This is a genomic window from Roseomonas gilardii (assembly GCF_001941945.1).
In the GTDB taxonomy this organism is placed as follows: domain Bacteria; phylum Pseudomonadota; class Alphaproteobacteria; order Acetobacterales; family Acetobacteraceae; genus Roseomonas.
In genome coordinates this window covers 1,807,493-1,823,431 of the sequence record NZ_CP015583.1, presented here as the reverse complement: position 1 = coordinate 1,823,431, position 15,939 = coordinate 1,807,493, and the positions used below count along the sequence as shown (strand labels likewise).

Genomic DNA, 15,939 nt, shown 5'->3' with positions numbered 1-15,939 from the left:
GCGATGCTGACGCAGTTCGCCTTCTTCCTGGCCTATGGTGCCGTCTCCCTGCCCGCCGCGCTGCTGGTCGGTCGCGTGCCGCTGGCGACCGGCCTGCTGGCGGACCGCGCGGGCCCGAACATCGCCTTCCTGGTGCCGGCCCTCTGCTATGCCGGGATCGCGCCCTTCTCGGTGACCGGCCTGCTCACGCGGACCGGGGCCGGCACCTCCCGCCGCGGCGCCCTGGCCACGGCGCCCTGGCCACGGCGCACTGACCCGGACGCCCGGAAGCAAGTAACCGGAACGATGCCAGGGGAAGGCGATGACCTCCCCTGGCGGTCCGGCCCTCAGTACCCCAGCGCGATGCCGTCCTTGCGCGGGTCGGAGCCACCGATCAGCAGCCCGCGCTCATGGTCGATCAGGATCGCCTGGCCGCCGCCATGCGGGCTGTGGATCGGGCAGCAGGAATGGCCCATGCGCTGCAGCCTCTCCACCAGCTCCATGGGAATGCCTCGCTCCACCTGCACCTTGCCGCCCAATGGGAAAAGGCGCGGCAGGTCCAGCGCATCCTGCGGGTTCAGCCCGAACTCGAAGTGGTTGGACAGGAACAGCGTCTGGCCCATCGGCTGGAAATGCCCGCCCATCACGCCATAGGGCATGATTGCGCGGCCATCCTTCATCACCATGCCGGGGATGATCGTGTGCATCGGGCGCTTGCGCGGCGCGATGCAGTTCGGGTGGCCTTCCTGCAGCCGGAAGCCGAAGCCCCGGTTCTGCAGCATCACACCGCTCTTCTCCGCCAGGATTCCGGAGCCGAAGCCCTCGAAGAGCGAGTTGATGAAGGAGCAGGCATTGCCGTCCTTGTCCACCACGCAGAGATAGACCGTATCCTTGTGCTTCGCCCAGTCCGCCTCGCCCGGGGGAGGCAGTTCCGGCAGGGCGCGGTCGTCGCGGATCTGTGCCCGGATCGCGTCGGCATAGGCCTGCGAGGTCAGGTGCCCGACCGGCACCTCGACCTGGGAGGGATCGGCCAGGAAGGCGTCGCGGTCGCGATAGGCGAAGCGCGCCGCCTCGATATGCCGGTGCATGCGCTCCGCCGAGAGCGGGCCGCCGGCCGGCGTCTCGAAGCCGCCCAGGATGTTCAGCATCATCAGCACCAGCATGCCGGAGCCGTTGGGCGGGCACTGATAGACATCCATGCCGCGCCAGCTCGTGCGGATCGGCTCGACGAACTCCGCCACCGTCTGCCCGGCGGCGAAATCCTCCTCCGTATGTGTGCCGCCGGCCTCGCGCAGCACGGCCACCATGTCGGCCGCCACCGCACCGGTGTAGAACCCGGCCGCGCCCTGCCGCGCGATCACGCGCAGCGTCTCGGCAAGCTCCGGCTGGCGGAACACGTCGCCCACGCTATAGGGCCGGCCATCCTTCAGGAAGCGCCGTGCCGTGGCCGGCTGCTTGCTCAGCTTCTCGGTGCCCAGCTCCCAGTCATGGGCCACGCGCGGCGTGACCGGATGCCCTTCCTCCGCCCACCGGATCGCCGGTTGCAGCACCGCATCGAGTCCCATGCGGCCATGGGTGCGAGAGAGCAGGTCCCAGGCGGAGATCGCGCCGGGCACCGTCACCGAATGGGCGGAGGTGTTGACCATCGCCGTCAGCCCGGCGGCGCGCAGCGCCTCCGGCGTCGCGCCGGCCGGAGCGCGGCCCGAGCCGTTCAACGCCACGACCTTGCCGGTGCCAGCCGGGGCATAGAGGCAGAAGCAGTCACCGCCGATACCGGTGCTCTGCGGCTCGATCACCGCCAGCACCGCATGGGCCGCGATGGCCGCGTCCATCGCATTGCCGCCCGCCCGCAGGATATCGATCGCCGCCAGGGTGGCGGCGGGCATCGAGGTGGCCGCCATCCCGTGGGTGGCGATGGCCGGGCTGCGGCCGGGGCGATGGAAGTCACGGATCACGGCGGGGAACACTCCTGGCAGCCGGCCGCCGGGATGCGGCCGCGCGTGTCGCGGCGGACGCTGGCATGGCCCCCGCGCGACGGCAACCATGCAGCCGGCGTGCCGCGGCCTCTTTCGCTGCCGGACAGGCTCGGCTAGGCACGGGGGCATGGACGCAACGGCGACGATCGACGACTTCACGAAGCTCGACATCCGCACCGGCACCATCGCCAGGGCGGAAGCCTTCCCGGAGGCCCGCAAGCCCGCGATCAAGCTCTGGGTCGATTTCGGCCCGGAGCTCGGGGTGAAGCAGAGCTCCGCCCAGATCACCGTGAACTACGATCCCAACGGCCTGGCCGGGCGTCAGGTCATCGCCGTCGTCAACTTCCCACCCCGCCGCATCGGCGGCTTCGCCAGCGAGGTTCTCGTGCTCGGCGTGCCGGACGAGAATGGCGATGTCGTTCTCCTGCGCCCCGACACGCCCGTGCCGGACGGGGCGCGCATGTTCTGAGGAACCGGTCCATGGCCGCCCCCCGTTACTACACCGTCTCCTGGGACCAGCTTCATCGCGACGGCAAGGCCCTGGCCTGGCGCCTCGTGGACAAGGGGCCGAAGGGCGGCCCCTGGAACGGCATCGTCGCCATCACGCGCGGCGGGCTGATCCCCGCCGCCATCGTGGCCCGCGAGCTGGACTGCCGGCTGATCGAGAGCGTCTCCATCGTCACCTATGACGAGGAGGAGCGCGGCAAGCCAAGCGTCGTGAAGATGCCGGAGGCGGCGGGCGACGGCGATGGCTGGCTGATCCTCGACGACCTCGTGGACACCGGCACCACCGCCCGGGTGGTGCGCGGCATGCTGCCCAAGGCGCATTTCGCGACGATCTATGCCAAGCCGGCCGGCAAGCCTCTGGTGGACACCTTCGTGACCGAGGTGAGCCAGGACACCTGGATCCTCTTCCCCTGGGACACCGAGCCGCAGTTCGTGGCCCCCATCGCCAAGAGCGCGAAGGGCTGAACCGGCTACCGGCCTCTCACGCCGTCTCCTTCCAGATCCGTTCCCGGAAGGCGGGTCCGTTCGCGGGCCCGCCTTCCGCGTTCATGGCTTCGCGGACCCTCCGGAGCGGGCTCGGCGATCTCTCATGTCGCGCCAATTCGTATCAAAAATTTCCGTGAGTTTAAAAATTATCTCATAAGATGGATAGTTCTTGTGTATCGTTGCCGGGTAAGCATCCGCTATAGCCCCAATCCACGATGGAAAACGGGCTGAGGGACGGTCCTGCGACCTTCCCCTCCCCCAAGGAAGACACGAAAAGGAGAGCAATGGTCGCCCCCCTGATCACCGTTTCGGTCCCCACTTACCGGCGCCCATCCCTGCTGCTGCAGTGCCTGCACTCCGTCTTCCAGCAGGACTACCGACCGCTGGAGATCGATGTCAGCGACAACTCCTCCACCGACGAGGCGGAGCAGCTGATCGCCGACCTGACGCCACCGGAAGGGATCACCATCCGCTACTGGCGGAACGTCCCCGCCTCGAACCTCGTGGGCAACATCAACAAGCTCTTCGCCGAGGCGCGCGGCGAGCGGATCCTGGTGCTGCACGACGACGACGCCCTGCTGCCCGGGGCTATCGAGGCGCTGGACGCAGCCTACCGCTCCTCGCCCGACGTGATCTGCGCCTATGGCATCCAGGAATGCATCACCCCCTTCGGCATGGTCTCGCCGAAGGACACGGAGACCCATAGCAAGGTCGGCAACCGGACGTCCGAGTATAGCGGCCTGCACTATGACCTTCTGGTGCGCGCCCTGTGGCGGCAGGTTCCCTGCGACGGCTTCCTGATCGACACCCAGGCGGCGCGGCAGATCGGCTACCGCAGCATGGAACTGGTGGGGCTTCAGCTCGACACGGATTTCGGCATCCGCCTGTCGCAGGCCTTCCCCGGCAAGGCCTTCTACTTCCTGGACCGCAAGACCTCGCTCTACCGCCTCTCCCCGGAAGGGCTACGGGAAACGGGGGCGAATGTCAGCAGCAAGATCTACGACGTGCTGGAGGCCCTGCCCAACCTTTCGCCCGCCGAGATGGCGGCACGGGACCGGCTGATGCACCAGATCGCAGCCGAATCCGTGGTGGAGCATGCCATGGGCCGGCGGCGGAAGAAGGCGCTGCACATCTTCTTCTCCCGCTACTACCGCCAGGGCCAGAGCCTGATGAAGTCGGCCTATCACCTCGGGCTGATCGCCACGCCCCGGCTGCGCGCCGTGCGCTACATGCGCTCGGCCTGATCCCGCTTCCGGCCGCGAAGGATGCTTCGCGGCCGGGATCGTTAGCCGGCGACGGTCTCGGGCGAGACCAGCACCTTGTCCACGCGCCGACCGTCCATATCCACCACCTCGAACTGCCAGCCGGACCAGGCGATCCGGTCGCCCTCCTTCGGCACGCGCTGCAGCAGCGCCAGCAGCAGCCCGGCAACGGTGTGGTAGCTGCCTTCCTGCGGCAGGGTCGGCAGGTCCAGCCGCGCCTTCAGTTCGTCCGACGGCATCATGCCGTCCACCAGCAGCGATCCGTCATGGCGTTCGACCGCACCCTCGGCCGGCTCCGGCTCGGGCTCGCCCAGTTCGCCGACGATCGCCTCCAGCAGGTCCGAATCGGTGACAATACCCTCGAAGGAGCCGTATTCGTCCATCACCAGCGCCATGCCGATCTTGTCGGTACGCATGCGCTCCAGCGCATCCAGCGCCGGCAGGGAGTCGGGCAGGACCAGCGGCTGGCGCATCGCCTCGGACAGCGAGAGCGCATGGCCGGCCAGCAGCTCGTCCAGCAGATCCTTCACCGCGACCACGCCGACCACGTTGTCCACGCGGCCATCGGCCACGACGTAGCGGGAGACACCGCCCTCGCGCACGCGGGTCCGTAGCTCCTCCGGTGTCTCGCTGCGGTCCAGCCAGATGACCTCGTTGCGCGGCGTCATCAGCGCGCGGACCGGCTTGTCGGCGAGGCGCAGCACACGCTCGATCATCTGGCGCTCCTCGCGCTCCAGCGCCCCGGCCTCGGCGCCCTCCGCCACCACGGCCTTCACCTCCTCCTCCGTCACGGAGGTATCGGTGGCCTGGGAGGCGCCGAGCATCCTCAGCACCAGGGCGGAGGAGGAGGAGAGCAGCCAGACGGCGGGCGAGGCGATGCGCGAGATCAGCAGCAGCGGCGCGGCAAGGCGGCTCGCGACGACCTCCGGGTTCCGCAGCGCCAGGGTCTTGGGCACCAGCTCGCCCAGAATCAGCGAGAGATAGGTGATGAGCAGCACCACCACGCCGAAGGCGATGTCGTCCGCATAGGGCGCCAGGAGGGGCACCTTCGCCACCAGCGGCTCCGCCGTGGAGGCGAGCCGGGCGCCGCCGAAGGCACCGGCCAGGATGCCCACCAGCGTGATGCCGATCTGCACCGTGGGCAGCATCCGCTCCGGGTTCTCGGCCAGGGAAAGGGCGGTGGCGGCCCCCTTCACCCCGTTCTTCTGCAGCCCCTGCAGGCGCGCCCGGCGGGAGGATACCACCGCGAGCTCGCCCATCGCGAAGACGCCATTCAGCAGCACCAGCAGGATGATGATGCCGATTTCGATCAGGACGGACATGATGGCGCATCTTGTAGGGGAGGATCGGGGCCAGCGATAGCGCCATGCCGTTCCGGCTCCCATTTGTTCCGCCGCGAAAATGCCCTATTTGCGGCCGACCCGCGCCGCAGGGGCGGCCCTTCATGGTCGGCGAGACGCGGCCCCGGATTCGGCCGCGCCGCCCGGAACGGCCGGGCGGCGCGTCGCCCGGGACGGGGGCCGCAAGACGCCGGACACAGCATGAACGCGAGCCCGATGGGACAGGACTGGCCACCCCGCCCGGTCACCCCGCCCGCTTCCACCGCCACCCCGGTGCGGCAGCGCCCGCCCCACCCCTTCCTGTCACGGCAGGCCACCACGCTGGTCGTGCTCGCCCTGGTGGCGGTCGCGCATCTGGGCGCCTGGTGGGCCTGGAACCGGCCGGTCGCCATGCCGGACTTCACCGGGCGGGTGGAAGGCTTCGCCTTCGCCCCCTACCAGCGCGGCCAGAGCGCCGAGGGCGACAACCAGCCCAGCGCCGCCGACATCCTGCGCGACCTGCGGCGCGTCGCCCCGATGACGGACCGCATCCGCAGCTATGCCGCCTCGAACGGGCTGGAGCGCATCCCCGACCTCGCCTGGCAGGCCGGGCTCGACCTGCGCGTCACCATGGGCTCCTGGCTGGACAAGCGCCTGGACCGCAACGCCACCGAGATCCGCAACCTCGTCCAGACGGCGCGCGAGGCCCGCAACGTGGACCGCGTGCTGGTGGGCAACGAATCCATCCTGCGCGGCGACCTGACCGTGCCGCAACTCACCGGCTATATCCGGCAGGTGAAGCGGCAGGTGCGCCAGCCCGTCTCCACCGCCGAGCCCTGGCATGTCTGGGTGGACCATCCGGAGCTGGGCCAGGCCGTGGACTTCATCACCATCCACCTGCTGCCCTACTGGGAGGGCCTGCCGGTCGATGACGCGCTGCGCTTCTCCATGGAGAAGTACCGGCAGGTGAAGGCGATGTTCCCGAACAAGCCGGTGCTGATCGGCGAGATCGGCTGGCCGTCCGACGGCGTGGCCCAGGGCGCGGCGCGGGCGAGCCGGGTGAACCAGGCGATGTTCATGCGCAAGTTCTTCCGCATCGCCGATCGCGAGAACCTCGACTACTTCGTCATGGAGGCCTTCGACCAGCCCTGGAAGGCCAGCTTCGAGGGCCGGGCCGCCGGCTACTGGGGCATGCTGGACCTCGACCGGCAGGCGAAGTGGCCGCTGACCGGCGCGGTGCAGGAGAATCCCGGCTGGGCCGGCTGGGCACTGGGCGGCAGCCTCGCCGCCTTCCTTGCCAGCTTCTTCTTCCTCGCCCGCCGCCCGGACATCCGCCCCGCCGGCAAGCTGATGATGGCCGGCCTCGCCCAGCTCGCCGTGACCGGCGTGGTCGCGGTGGTGCTGGCCATGTCGGAGACCTATCTCTCCCCCGCCGCCGCCGCGGTCTGGGGCGCGTTGATCCTGGGCCAGCTCCTGCTGCTCGCCCTGCTGCTTTCCGACAGCTTCGAGCTGGCCGAGACGGTGTTCGGCCGCGTCGCGAAGCGCCAGTGGCCCGCCCTGCCGGCCGCCGATACCAGCCGGATGCCCAAGGTCTCGCTACACCTGCCGATCTGCAACGAGCCGCCGCAGATGGTGCGCCAGACCCTCGATGCCCTGGCGGCGCTCGACTACGAGAATTTCGAGGTGCTGGTGGTGGACAACAACACCACCGATCCGGCGGTGTGGGAGCCGGTGGCCGAGCACTGCGCGCGCCTCGGCCCGAAGTTCCGCTTCTTCCATCTCGGCCGCTGGCCGGGCTTCAAGGCCGGCGCGCTGAACTTCGCCCTGCGCGAGACCGCGCCCGATGCCGCGGTGATCGGCGTGCTGGACAGCGACTACCTCGTCCGCCCCGACTGGCTGCGGCGCATGGTGCCCTTCTTCGACCGGCCGGAGGTCGGCTTCACCCAGTCGCCGCAGGACTACCGCGACGGGCATGAGGGCTGGTTCAAGCGGATCATGTTCTGGGAGTATGCCGGTTTCTTCAAGGCGGGCATGGTCACGCGCAACGAGCGCAATGCCATCATCCAGCACGGCACCATGACGCTGATCCGCCGCGCGGCGCTGGAAGGCGCGGCGGTGGACGGCAAGGCCTGGGCGGAGTGGTGCATCTGCGAGGACAGCGAACTCGGCCTCAGGCTGATGCGCCAGGGCTGGGAGGCCGTCTACGTGCCCGACAGCATGGGCCGCGGCGTGATGCCGGACGACTTCGCCGCCTACCGCAAGCAGCGCCATCGCTGGGCCTTCGGCGCGGTGCAGATCGTGAAGGGCCACTGGCGCGCCCTGCTGAACCCCTTCGACCGCTCGCTGACCCAGGGCCAGCGCTTCCACTTCGTGATGGGCTGGATGCCCTGGTTCGGCGACGCGCTGGGCCTGGCCTTCGTGATCGGCGGGCTGTTCTGGTCGCTCGGCCTGACCCTGCTGCCCCTGACCAACGAGCTGCACTATGCGGGCCTGCATGCCTGGGTGCTGCAGCATCTCGGCCTGGGCGAGGGCTTCTGGCTGGCGCTGCGGGCGGTGCTGCAGGGAGTGGGCCTGTCCAACGAGTTCCCGATCCTGCTCTTCATGCTGCCGAGCCTGGGGCTCTTCGCCTTCAAGCTGTTCCAGATCTGGACGCTCTATGCCGCGCGCGTCGCCTGCGGCGCGGGCGACCGGCTGGCGGCGGCGCTGGGCGGACTTGCGCTGACCCACACCATCGGCAAGGCGGTCTGGCAGGGGCTCTTCAAGCGCCGCGCCCATTTCGCCCGCACGCCGAAGATGGAAAACGCCCCGGCACTGGTGCAGGCCTTCGCCACCGCGCGGGAAGAGTTGATCCTGATGGGCCTGCTCTGGACCGCCGCGCTGGGCGTTACCCTGGTGCATCGTGGCGGAACCTGGGAGGCCGTGCTGTGGACCGTGATCCTGCTGGTGCAGTCGGTGCCCTATCTGGCCGCCGTCTCCATGGCGGCGGTGGCCGCCCTGCCCTCTCCCGCCCGGGTGCAGGGCGTGCCGGGCGCCCTCGCAGCCACCTCCACGGCCGGCCATGCCGTTGCCCGCACAGCGGCTGAATAGGCCAAGGATACGTACATCGGGCGGCTGGCGGGCTCCGCCGGCCGCCCGGATTCTCGGGCTGGCCGGTCTCGTGCCCTTCTTCGGGCTGGCCATGCTCTCGCTGTCCGGCGAGGCCTGGGCGCGGCCACCGCTGCTCTTTTACGGCGCCACCATCCTGTCCTTCCTCGGCGCCATCCATTGGGGTGCCACCCTGCGGGCCCCCGAGAGCGAGGCGGGGTGGGACTGGCCACGCCTGACCCTCGGGGTCCTGCCGCCGCTGCTGGCCTGGATCGCGCTGCTGCTGCCGCCCTACTGGATGGCCCTCCTCCTTATCCTCGGCCTGATGCTCACGGTGATCGTGGAATCCTGGGCGGCGCGCTTCCATGCCATCGCGCCGCGAAGCTGGCTCCGGTTGCGCTGGCTGCTGTCGATCGGCGCCTCGGCCTCGCTCCTCTTCGGCGCGCTGCTTCTATTATGAGATTGATTCCATAATTTTAAACGTCTATAGCATGGTTCCTGTCCGCTTCGCTCCTTTGGAGGTCCCATGCCGGATGCCGAGGTGATCCCCTTCCCTGTCACCCCGATGCGGCGCCTCGAAAACGCCATGCAGAACCTGGTCAAGGCCCAGGAGGAACAGCGCCGGGCTGTCCAGGCCTTCCAGGACTCCGTGTCCCAGCTCCGCACCCAGGCCACCCTGTTGCGCGAAAGCGTCCGGGACTTCGACGAGGAGTTGCGGCAGCTCGGCCAGGAGGCCCGGCGCGCCCATGCCGCGGCCCTGACGCTGGAACACACCGCCGGACGCCTCTGAGAACCGGTCCTGCCAGCCTGGAAGGGCTGGATCGCATGCCCTCCGGAACCCCGCCTGCGGCGTGAAATGACGCCCTGGCGGCGCGTGGCCCTCCAGGCAGGGATGACTCGATCCCGCCCTGGGCCTATCTCGTTGGTGGAAGCGTTGTCCCACGAGGTGTGCCCCCGCCATGAGCCATCCCCTGATCGCCCAGCTCGAAGCCGCCCGGATCGTGCCCGTGGTGCGCACCCGCGACACCGCCCACGCGGCCACGGCAGTCGCCTGGCTGCGGGAGACGGGCATCACCGTCTTCGAGATCACCATGACCGTCCCCGGCGCCGTGGACCTGATCCGCGAGCTCTCGGCGGAACCCGGCCTGCTGGTCGGCGCCGGCACGGTGCCCGATGCCGCCACGGCCGAGGCCTGCCTCGCCGCCGGGGCACGCTTCATCGTGGCGCCCTGGGTCGATTCCAGCCTCGCCCCGCCCTGCCGCGAGGCCGGCGCCTGCCTGATGCTGGGCGCGGTGACGCCGACCGAGGTGCGCGCCGCCCTGGCCGCCGGGACGGATGTGGTGAAGGTCTTCCCTGCGGCCTCCTCGGGCGGCCCCGGCCATGTGAAGGCGCTGCGCTCCGTCTTCCCGCAGGTCACCTTCTGCCCGACCGGCGGTGTCGATGCCCGAAACGCGCCGGACTATCTGGCGGCCGGCGCGGCCTTCGTGGGCATGGGCGGAAAGCTCGTGGACGAGTCCCTGATCGCCAAGGGCGATCGTGCGGCGGTGCAGGACGCCGCCCGCGCCGCGCTCGGCATCATCCAGGCCTGACGCCCATGGCCGCCGAACTCCTCTGCCTGGGCGAGCCGATGTGGGAGCTCAACCAGCAATCCAAGGCCACCGACGGCCGCCCGCTCTATCTGGAAGGCCATGGCGGCGATGCCTCCAACGCCGCCATCGCGGCCGCGCGCGCCGGTGCCTCGGTGGGCTTCCTGGGTGCCATCGGCCAGGACCGCCCGGGCGACAGCTTCATGGCGCTCTGGCAGGGCGAGGGCATCGACACCTCCACGGTGCTGCGCAGCCCCGAGGCGCCGACCGGCCTCTACATCGTCACGCATGGCGAGACGGGACACGAGTTCACCTATTACCGCAGCGGTTCCGCCTCCGCCCGCTACCGCCCGGAGGACCTTCCGGAGCAGGCGATCCGCGCCGCGAAGATCCTGCACCTGACCGGCATCAGCCTGGCGATCTCGTCCAGCGCCTGCGACGCGGCGCTGCAGGCCGCCGAGATCGCACGGGAGGCCGGGGTGAAGGTCTCGGTGGACACCAACCTCCGCTTGCGCCTCTGGCCACTGGCCCGTGCCACGGCGATCATCCACGCCGCCATCGAGCGGGCCGACATCGCCCTGCCCTCCTATGACGATGCGACGCATCTCACCGGGCTGGAGGATCCGGACGCCATCGCGGATTTCTACCTGAAGCTCTGCCCGCTGGTGCTGCTGAAGCTCGGCAAGGACGGCTCCATCGTCGCGACGCGGGACGGCCGGACCCGCGTCCCCGGACGGCCGGTGAAGGCCGTGGACGCCACCGGCGCGGGCGATACCTTCGCCGGCAATGTCCTGGCGCGGCTCCTGGCCGGCGACGGGCCGGAGGAGGCGACGCGCTATGCCAACGCGGCGGCAGCGCTCTCCACCACCGGCTATGGCGCAGTCGCCCCGATGCCACGCCGCGAGGATGTGCTGGCCTTCCTGAAGCAGGACTGAAGCCGGAACACCTCCCGAGGGAGCCTCCCCCCCCCGGGGAGGCCTCAGCCTTCGCGCAGGCTTTCCAGCCGCTGCCGCAGCGCCATGTCGTGCGGCAGCAGCTCCACCGCGGCGGCACAGGCCAGTTCCGCCTCCACCGGGCAGCCCCCTTCCTCGAAGAGCCGGCTGAGATGCGCCTGGAGCCCACCATTCCGGGCGGCGCGGGTCATGGCATCCGCCAGCGCCGCCTCGGCCTCCCGGCGGAAGCCCGGCTCGTCCAGCAGCGCCGCGAGCGGCAGGAGTTCGCCGCCATGGCGTGTGATCTCGGCGGCGACGTCGGTCACCACGGACCAGGGCTGGATGCCCGGCCGCAGCAGCCCCGGCGCGTTCTCCAGCAGAAGGTTCAGTTCCTCGTTGGCGCTGCCGGGCCCCTGCCAGATCAGCGCGTTCTCCGGCTGGCCGACCAGGCTCAGCGCCGCGGCCAGGAAGGAGGCGCGCCGGTTGCCCAGCGCCTGCAAGGCCCGTCCCATGAGCAGCAGCCGCCCGCTCATGCCGATCCCCTCGGGCGCCGGCAGGTCCTGCCGCGCCAGGGCCAGGGCGCGGCGCGTATCCCCGGCCTGGAGTGCCTCGTCCGCCTCCAGCGTCCGCAGCACATAGGCGGCCTGGGGGCCGAGCGGCGCCGGGCCGGCGGCGGCCTCACGCAGCACCGCCATCACCTCCTCCGCCGACAGCAGCCCATCGGGCGCAAGGCCGAGCTGGGAGGTCATGGGCCGGACCGTCAGCCCCGCCCCGACCAGCCAGTCATGCAGCTCGCCATGGACCTCGCGCCAGCTTCCCTCTGTCGCCTTGCGGAAGGCGTGCAGAAAGAACTCCGCATAGACATCCAGGGCCAGGCTCGAACCCGCGGCGAGCTGGTCGCCCGCGGCGCCCTCGCGGAAATGGTCGGTGAAAAGGTCGCGTGGCCCGGCGGAGAGAAGGAGCGGCAGGTCCGCCCGGTGCAGCGCCTTGTCCGGGCGGAGGCGCAGCACGGCGTCGAAGCGCACGCCCTGCTCCTGCTCCAGGTCGCGCTTCATCACCCCCGCCTGGAAGACCTTGTAGAACTGCCGCAGCGTATAGGGGTCGGTGCCATGCGGCGCGCCATCCGGGTGGCGCTGGCGGTTCTCGTAGAATCCGAAGGGAAAGGCATCCTCGATATGGATGCGCGCCGGGCCGACCGCCGCCTCGATCGCCTCCCGCGTCACGGTCTCGCTTTCCGCCCGTTCGGCCAGATGACGGCGCAGCGCGGGAAACACCTCGAAGAAGCGCTGCGACTTCCATTCCGCCGGGAGGGCGCGAAGCAGGCCCGGCGGCAGGACGAGATCCAGGCGGCTGGCATTCATCGGGCCGCTGACCTTGGCCCCGCGCTCGCGCCAGGTGGCGACGACCACGCTCACCTCCGCCTGCTCCCGCAAGGCATGCAGCCAGCCGAGCCCACCCTCGAAACGCCGCATCTGGCCGCTAAGGCATACGCAGATCCTCGGCCGTGCCGCAGTCGTTCCCACCCTGTCTCACCCTTCACGAAAGGCCCGGTCGTCTCCGACAGGTTCCCGGTTGGCCAGCCCCGCGGTGACGCATCGACGGCGGAAGTCCTGTCGTTTTGGGCGTCGTTCGGAAAACATCAAGAGCGCGCCGGCCGCATCACCCTCCAACGCCCGACGCCGCCAGGGGCTTACGCCGCTTCACGGCAGACACCATCTTCACAAGGTGAGCACATTCGTCGAACGGGCACTGGGGCCGGATGGCCGGGTGGCCCATGCGCTTCCCTTCACCCCCGCCTCGATCCCGCCCGTCCCGCCCCGCGTGCTGCTGGCGGCCTGGGACAGCGCGCGGGAGGGTGCCGCCCTCGGGTTGCGTGGCCCCGAACGCGCGTTGTTTTTCGCCGCCGGGGACCGGGCGGCGCCGGATTCGGTGCGGCTGGACCTGTCCGATCCCGATGCGCGCTGCTGGGCGGAGGCGATCGACCTGACCCTCGGCCTCGGCACGGTTTCCGGCATGGCGGTGCTGCTGCGGCTGCTGGCGCTGCTGGATGCCATGGGGCGCCTGCCCTGGCTGCGGGGCATGTTCGAGATCAGCGCCGGCGAGGCCGAGCTCCACCCCGCGCTCCTCGGGGCGGCGGCCGAGCTCCCCCTGGACCCGGCCGCCAGACTGGACGAAACCAGCCTGCGGCGCCGACTCTCGCGGCTGCCGGCCGGAGCCCGTTCATGAATTACCGATTCCTCGCCCTTGCCTTCCTCCTCCCCATCCTGGGAGCCTGTGCCAGCGCGCCCGAACGCAGCAGCGACCAGCGCCAGGACGAGGCGAGGCTGGCCGCCTGCCGTCGCGATGCCGAGCGGGCCATCCTGTTCCGCGACCGGGGCCAGACCATGCGCAGTGACGAGCTGGATGCGAGTTCCGGGGTGCAGAGCTATCTCGGCATCCGCAACCAGACGGACCGCCTGGGCGCCACCTTCGAGCGCAACCGGATGGCCGCTGCCTGTGCCCGCGACAACGCGCCGGATGCGGCCGGTGCCGCCGGGAGCCCGTCAGGCGCGGCGCCCGCCACACGCTGATCCCGGCCCGGGGGTGTGCCGCTGCGGCCTGCCCCGCCTCCGGCGACGGGCACGCGCCGCGGCGATTCCTCGATATGATTCCCGGCTGTGCGCCCCTGGCGTGATTCCCCTGGCCGCCGATCTGCTCTAGGACACCCTCCGTCCCGACCATGAGACGAGGAGAAGGCTCCGCGATGAGCAAGATCAACCGCCACGGCAACAACCCGGTGCTGTCCAACGCCGTCGAGTACCACAACTTCGTGTTCCTGGCCGGCGTCACCGCCGATGACCTTTCCCAGGACGTGGTCGGACAGACCAAGCAGATCCTGGCCCGGATCGACGAGCTGCTGGAAGTGTACGGCACCGACAAGACCCGCCTGCTTCAGGCCCAGGTGTGGCTGAAGGACATTCGCGACCGCGATGCCCTGAACAAGGAGTGGGTGTCGTGGCTGCCGGAAGGCGGCGCACCGGTCCGCGCCTGCGTGGAAGCCAACATGGCCGACCCGCGCCATCTCGTGGAGATCATGATCACAGCCTGCCGCTGAAGCGGCGGCGCGGCGTTCCGGCTGTGTGAATCGCTGTGGCGGCACAACCGCCACAGTGTGACTTTGGCAGCGTTGCCATGGAACGTATAGGACTATCTTCTCTATCGGCACCGCTTGCCAGCTATGCTCATGACAAATCACACCAATTCCGCACACACATTGCTGTCACGGATTGGCGAGGACGCAACCCTCCGGTACCGGCTCCGCACCGGCATCCGTGATGCCGGTTCCTGGGTGGGGCCAGGATTAGCAATGGGTTACCGGCCCGTCGGGCCAATCCGTGGGGGGGTCATGCGGTTCAGGTCTTCGGCGATTACTGTCACGGCACTCTGCGGAGCGTTGGCCCTCACCCTTCCGGGTGGTGCGGAAGCGGCACAGCAGAAGGGCGCGAAAGCCGCCCGCCACGGCACCACGGCGCATGTCGCCAAGACCCTGAATGTCACCCCGAACTTCCGCAACACGTCGCTGAAGGCGCGTTCCTCCCGTGTCCATGAGGGCACGGTCCGCAACGCCATGTTCACCGGCAGCATCTCCTGCGTCCCCTATGCCCGGATGGTGTCGGGCATCCAGGTCACCGGGAACGGCTACCAATGGTGGGGCAATGCGGCGGGCCTCTACGAGCGCGGCCAGCGCCCCGAGCCCGGCTCTGTCCTGGCCTTCCGCTCCTCCGGCGGCATGCGCCTCGGCCATGTGGCGGTGGTGCAGCGGATCGTGAACGGGCGCGAGATCGAGATCGAGCACGCGAACTGGGAAGGCCCCGGCATCCGCAAGGGCACGGTGATGCGCAACGTCTCGGTGATCGACGTTTCTCCGCGCAATGACTGGACCGCCGTGCGGGTGCAGGTCGGCCGCAGCGACGAGAGCTTCGGCCGCGTCTATCCGACCTACGGCTTCATCCACAACCGCCCGATCGGCGCCTCCCCCCGCATCAACTACGCCCGTTCCCAGGGCTTCGAGGAAGTGGCCGAGGCGCCCGCCTCGAACCGCCCGTTGGACATCACGGTGCGCAACACCGGCCGCTGAGCGGCGGCCGACGCTCCTCCTTTAAAGTTTCGCCTTCCTCTCCCTGCGGGCCTATCCTCGGGAAACCTTCGCGCCGGCCACGATGTTGCCGGCACATCGGTTTCCAGGAGGACGGCCATGAGTGGAACGACGCCTAGCGACACCCCGGCTGGCGGTGCCGGCATCTCCCAGATCCACGAGATCATGTCCTCCCTCATGGGCGGACGAACGGACAGCGCCGGCGTGCAGGATCTCGTGGACCGCCTGCGCCAGGGCGGCATGCACAGCCAGGTGGAATCCTGGGTCGGAACGGGCGAGAACCAGCCCGCCGACGGCAGCTCCATCGAACGGGCCTTCGGCAGCTCTACCATCGACAATGTCGCCTCCCGCTTCGGGATGACGCACCAGCAGCTCGTCTCCCTTCTGGTGATGGCGCTGCCGATGATCCTGAACTACCTCACCCCGAAAGGCAGCGTGCCGACCAGCGAGGCCGAGATGCCCCAGGGCGGGCTGCAAGGCGGCCTGGGCAGCATCTTCAGCAGCATCCTGGGCGGGTTGGGGGGCGGCTCCACCTCCAGCCATCCCCAGAGCGGCCCTCAGGGTACCGCCGGGCAAGGCAGCTCGGCCGGTGATATCGTGGGCGGCCTCCTGCGCTCGGTGCTGGGCGGCCAGCGCGGCGGCTGAACGGGTCTTCCGAGCGGCCAGCCGGCCC

At 69.9% G+C, this 15,939-nt stretch carries 16 protein-coding genes; 13 read left to right on the top strand and 3 right to left on the bottom strand.

All coding sequences use genetic code 11. The features are described from left to right. Window positions 1-326: 326 nt before the first annotated feature. Window positions 327-1,931 (bottom strand): gamma-glutamyltransferase, encoded by a 1,605-nt coding sequence (gene ggt, locus RGI145_RS08230; protein ID WP_075799941.1) that lies wholly within the window; start codon window positions 1,929-1,931, stop codon window positions 327-329. Window positions 1,932-2,082: 151 nt separating this feature from the next. Between ggt and RGI145_RS08225 the strand changes: the two genes are divergently transcribed. The 3 genes from RGI145_RS08225 to RGI145_RS08215 all read left to right on the top strand — a co-directional run bounded on the left by RGI145_RS08225 (window position 2,083) and on the right by RGI145_RS08215 (window position 4,192). Continuing rightward, window positions 2,083-2,424: a tRNA-binding protein gene (locus RGI145_RS08225; RefSeq protein WP_027280947.1), complete on the top strand. Its 342-nt coding sequence runs from the start codon at window positions 2,083-2,085 to the stop codon at window positions 2,422-2,424. 11 nt (window positions 2,425-2,435) lie between these two features. Next, window positions 2,436-2,927 carry a xanthine phosphoribosyltransferase gene (gene gpt, locus RGI145_RS08220; RefSeq protein ID WP_027280946.1) on the top strand — a complete coding sequence of 164 codons (492 nt, stop codon included), beginning with the start codon at window positions 2,436-2,438 and terminating at the stop codon, window positions 2,925-2,927. Between the two features lie 305 nt (window positions 2,928-3,232). Continuing rightward, a complete protein-coding gene (locus RGI145_RS08215; protein WP_075797967.1) occupies window positions 3,233-4,192 on the top strand; it encodes a glycosyltransferase family 2 protein in 960 nt (319 codons plus the stop codon). A 41-nt stretch (window positions 4,193-4,233) separates the two neighbouring features. On the opposite strand, the gene RGI145_RS08210 is transcribed toward RGI145_RS08215, so the two are convergent. Further along, entirely contained in the window at window positions 4,234-5,532 is a 1,299-nt protein-coding gene (locus tag RGI145_RS08210; protein WP_075797966.1) for a hemolysin family protein, read from the bottom strand. Between the two features lie 219 nt (window positions 5,533-5,751). Between RGI145_RS08210 and RGI145_RS08205 the strand changes: the two genes are divergently transcribed. The 5 genes from RGI145_RS08205 (at window position 5,752) to RGI145_RS08185 (ending at window position 11,134) form a co-directional block, all read left to right on the top strand. Continuing rightward, window positions 5,752-8,616 (top strand): glycosyltransferase, encoded by a 2,865-nt coding sequence (locus RGI145_RS08205; RefSeq protein ID WP_237183246.1) that lies wholly within the window; start codon window positions 5,752-5,754, stop codon window positions 8,614-8,616. Window positions 8,617-8,686: 70 nt separating this feature from the next. Further along, window positions 8,687-9,073, top strand: a complete 387-nt coding sequence (locus RGI145_RS08200; RefSeq protein WP_208863949.1) for a DUF3429 domain-containing protein — start codon at window positions 8,687-8,689, stop codon at window positions 9,071-9,073. Between the two features lie 66 nt (window positions 9,074-9,139). Further along, the gene (locus RGI145_RS24985; protein ID WP_075797964.1) at window positions 9,140-9,403 is read left to right on the top strand and encodes a hypothetical protein; all 264 of its coding nucleotides are present in this window, start codon (window positions 9,140-9,142) and stop codon (window positions 9,401-9,403) included. 169 nt (window positions 9,404-9,572) lie between these two features. Continuing rightward, complete coding sequence (locus tag RGI145_RS08190; RefSeq protein ID WP_075797963.1) at window positions 9,573-10,202, top strand: bifunctional 4-hydroxy-2-oxoglutarate aldolase/2-dehydro-3-deoxy-phosphogluconate aldolase; 630 nt, start codon at window positions 9,573-9,575, stop codon at window positions 10,200-10,202. Between the two features lie 5 nt (window positions 10,203-10,207). Further along, on the top strand, window positions 10,208-11,134 hold the full coding sequence (locus tag RGI145_RS08185; RefSeq protein ID WP_075797962.1) for a sugar kinase: 927 nt from the start codon (window positions 10,208-10,210) through the stop codon (window positions 11,132-11,134). A 44-nt stretch (window positions 11,135-11,178) separates the two neighbouring features. Here the strand turns inward: RGI145_RS08185 and RGI145_RS08180 are convergent, their stop codons facing one another. Then, entirely contained in the window at window positions 11,179-12,603 is a 1,425-nt protein-coding gene (locus RGI145_RS08180; protein WP_075797961.1) for a hypothetical protein, read from the bottom strand. 253 nt (window positions 12,604-12,856) lie between these two features. On the opposite strand from RGI145_RS08180, the gene RGI145_RS08175 reads away from it, so the two are divergent. The 5 genes from RGI145_RS08175 to RGI145_RS08155 all read left to right on the top strand — a co-directional run bounded on the left by RGI145_RS08175 (window position 12,857) and on the right by RGI145_RS08155 (window position 15,911). Then, the gene (locus RGI145_RS08175) at window positions 12,857-13,357 is read left to right on the top strand and encodes a hypothetical protein (RefSeq protein WP_115353338.1); all 501 of its coding nucleotides are present in this window, start codon (window positions 12,857-12,859) and stop codon (window positions 13,355-13,357) included. Beyond that, a complete protein-coding gene (locus RGI145_RS08170) occupies window positions 13,354-13,701 on the top strand; it encodes a hypothetical protein (protein WP_075797960.1) in 348 nt (115 codons plus the stop codon). The genes RGI145_RS08175 and RGI145_RS08170 overlap by 4 nt, the downstream gene beginning before the upstream one ends. Before the next feature lie 173 nt (window positions 13,702-13,874). Next, window positions 13,875-14,225 carry a RidA family protein gene (locus tag RGI145_RS08165; RefSeq protein WP_075797959.1) on the top strand — a complete coding sequence of 117 codons (351 nt, stop codon included), beginning with the start codon at window positions 13,875-13,877 and terminating at the stop codon, window positions 14,223-14,225. Between the two features lie 339 nt (window positions 14,226-14,564). Continuing rightward, the gene (locus tag RGI145_RS08160; RefSeq protein ID WP_237183245.1) at window positions 14,565-15,248 is read left to right on the top strand and encodes a CHAP domain-containing protein; all 684 of its coding nucleotides are present in this window, start codon (window positions 14,565-14,567) and stop codon (window positions 15,246-15,248) included. A gap of 117 nt (window positions 15,249-15,365) precedes the next feature. Beyond that, window positions 15,366-15,911, top strand: coding sequence for a YidB family protein (locus RGI145_RS08155; protein WP_075797957.1), 546 nt, complete (start codon window positions 15,366-15,368; stop codon window positions 15,909-15,911). Window positions 15,912-15,939 lie beyond the last annotated feature (28 nt).

Coding starts and splice junctions, on each gene's coding strand:
- RGI145_RS08165 (WP_075797959.1), top strand. CDS start 13,875: ATGAGCAAGATCAACCGCCACGGCAACAACCCGGTGCTGTCCAACGCC.
- RGI145_RS08155 (WP_075797957.1), top strand. CDS start 15,366: ATGAGTGGAACGACGCCTAGCGACACCCCGGCTGGCGGTGCCGGCATC.
- RGI145_RS08215 (WP_075797967.1), top strand. CDS start 3,233: ATGGTCGCCCCCCTGATCACCGTTTCGGTCCCCACTTACCGGCGCCCA.
- RGI145_RS24985 (WP_075797964.1), top strand. CDS start 9,140: ATGCCGGATGCCGAGGTGATCCCCTTCCCTGTCACCCCGATGCGGCGC.
- RGI145_RS08180 (WP_075797961.1), bottom strand. CDS start 12,603: ATGCGGCGTTTCGAGGGTGGGCTCGGCTGGCTGCATGCCTTGCGGGAG.
- RGI145_RS08210 (WP_075797966.1), bottom strand. CDS start 5,532: ATGTCCGTCCTGATCGAAATCGGCATCATCATCCTGCTGGTGCTGCTG.
- RGI145_RS08205 (WP_237183246.1), top strand. CDS start 5,752: ATGAACGCGAGCCCGATGGGACAGGACTGGCCACCCCGCCCGGTCACC.
- gpt (WP_027280946.1), top strand. CDS start 2,436: ATGGCCGCCCCCCGTTACTACACCGTCTCCTGGGACCAGCTTCATCGC.
- RGI145_RS08225 (WP_027280947.1), top strand. CDS start 2,083: ATGGACGCAACGGCGACGATCGACGACTTCACGAAGCTCGACATCCGC.
- RGI145_RS08190 (WP_075797963.1), top strand. CDS start 9,573: ATGAGCCATCCCCTGATCGCCCAGCTCGAAGCCGCCCGGATCGTGCCC.
- RGI145_RS08170 (WP_075797960.1), top strand. CDS start 13,354: ATGAATTACCGATTCCTCGCCCTTGCCTTCCTCCTCCCCATCCTGGGA.
- RGI145_RS08185 (WP_075797962.1), top strand. CDS start 10,208: ATGGCCGCCGAACTCCTCTGCCTGGGCGAGCCGATGTGGGAGCTCAAC.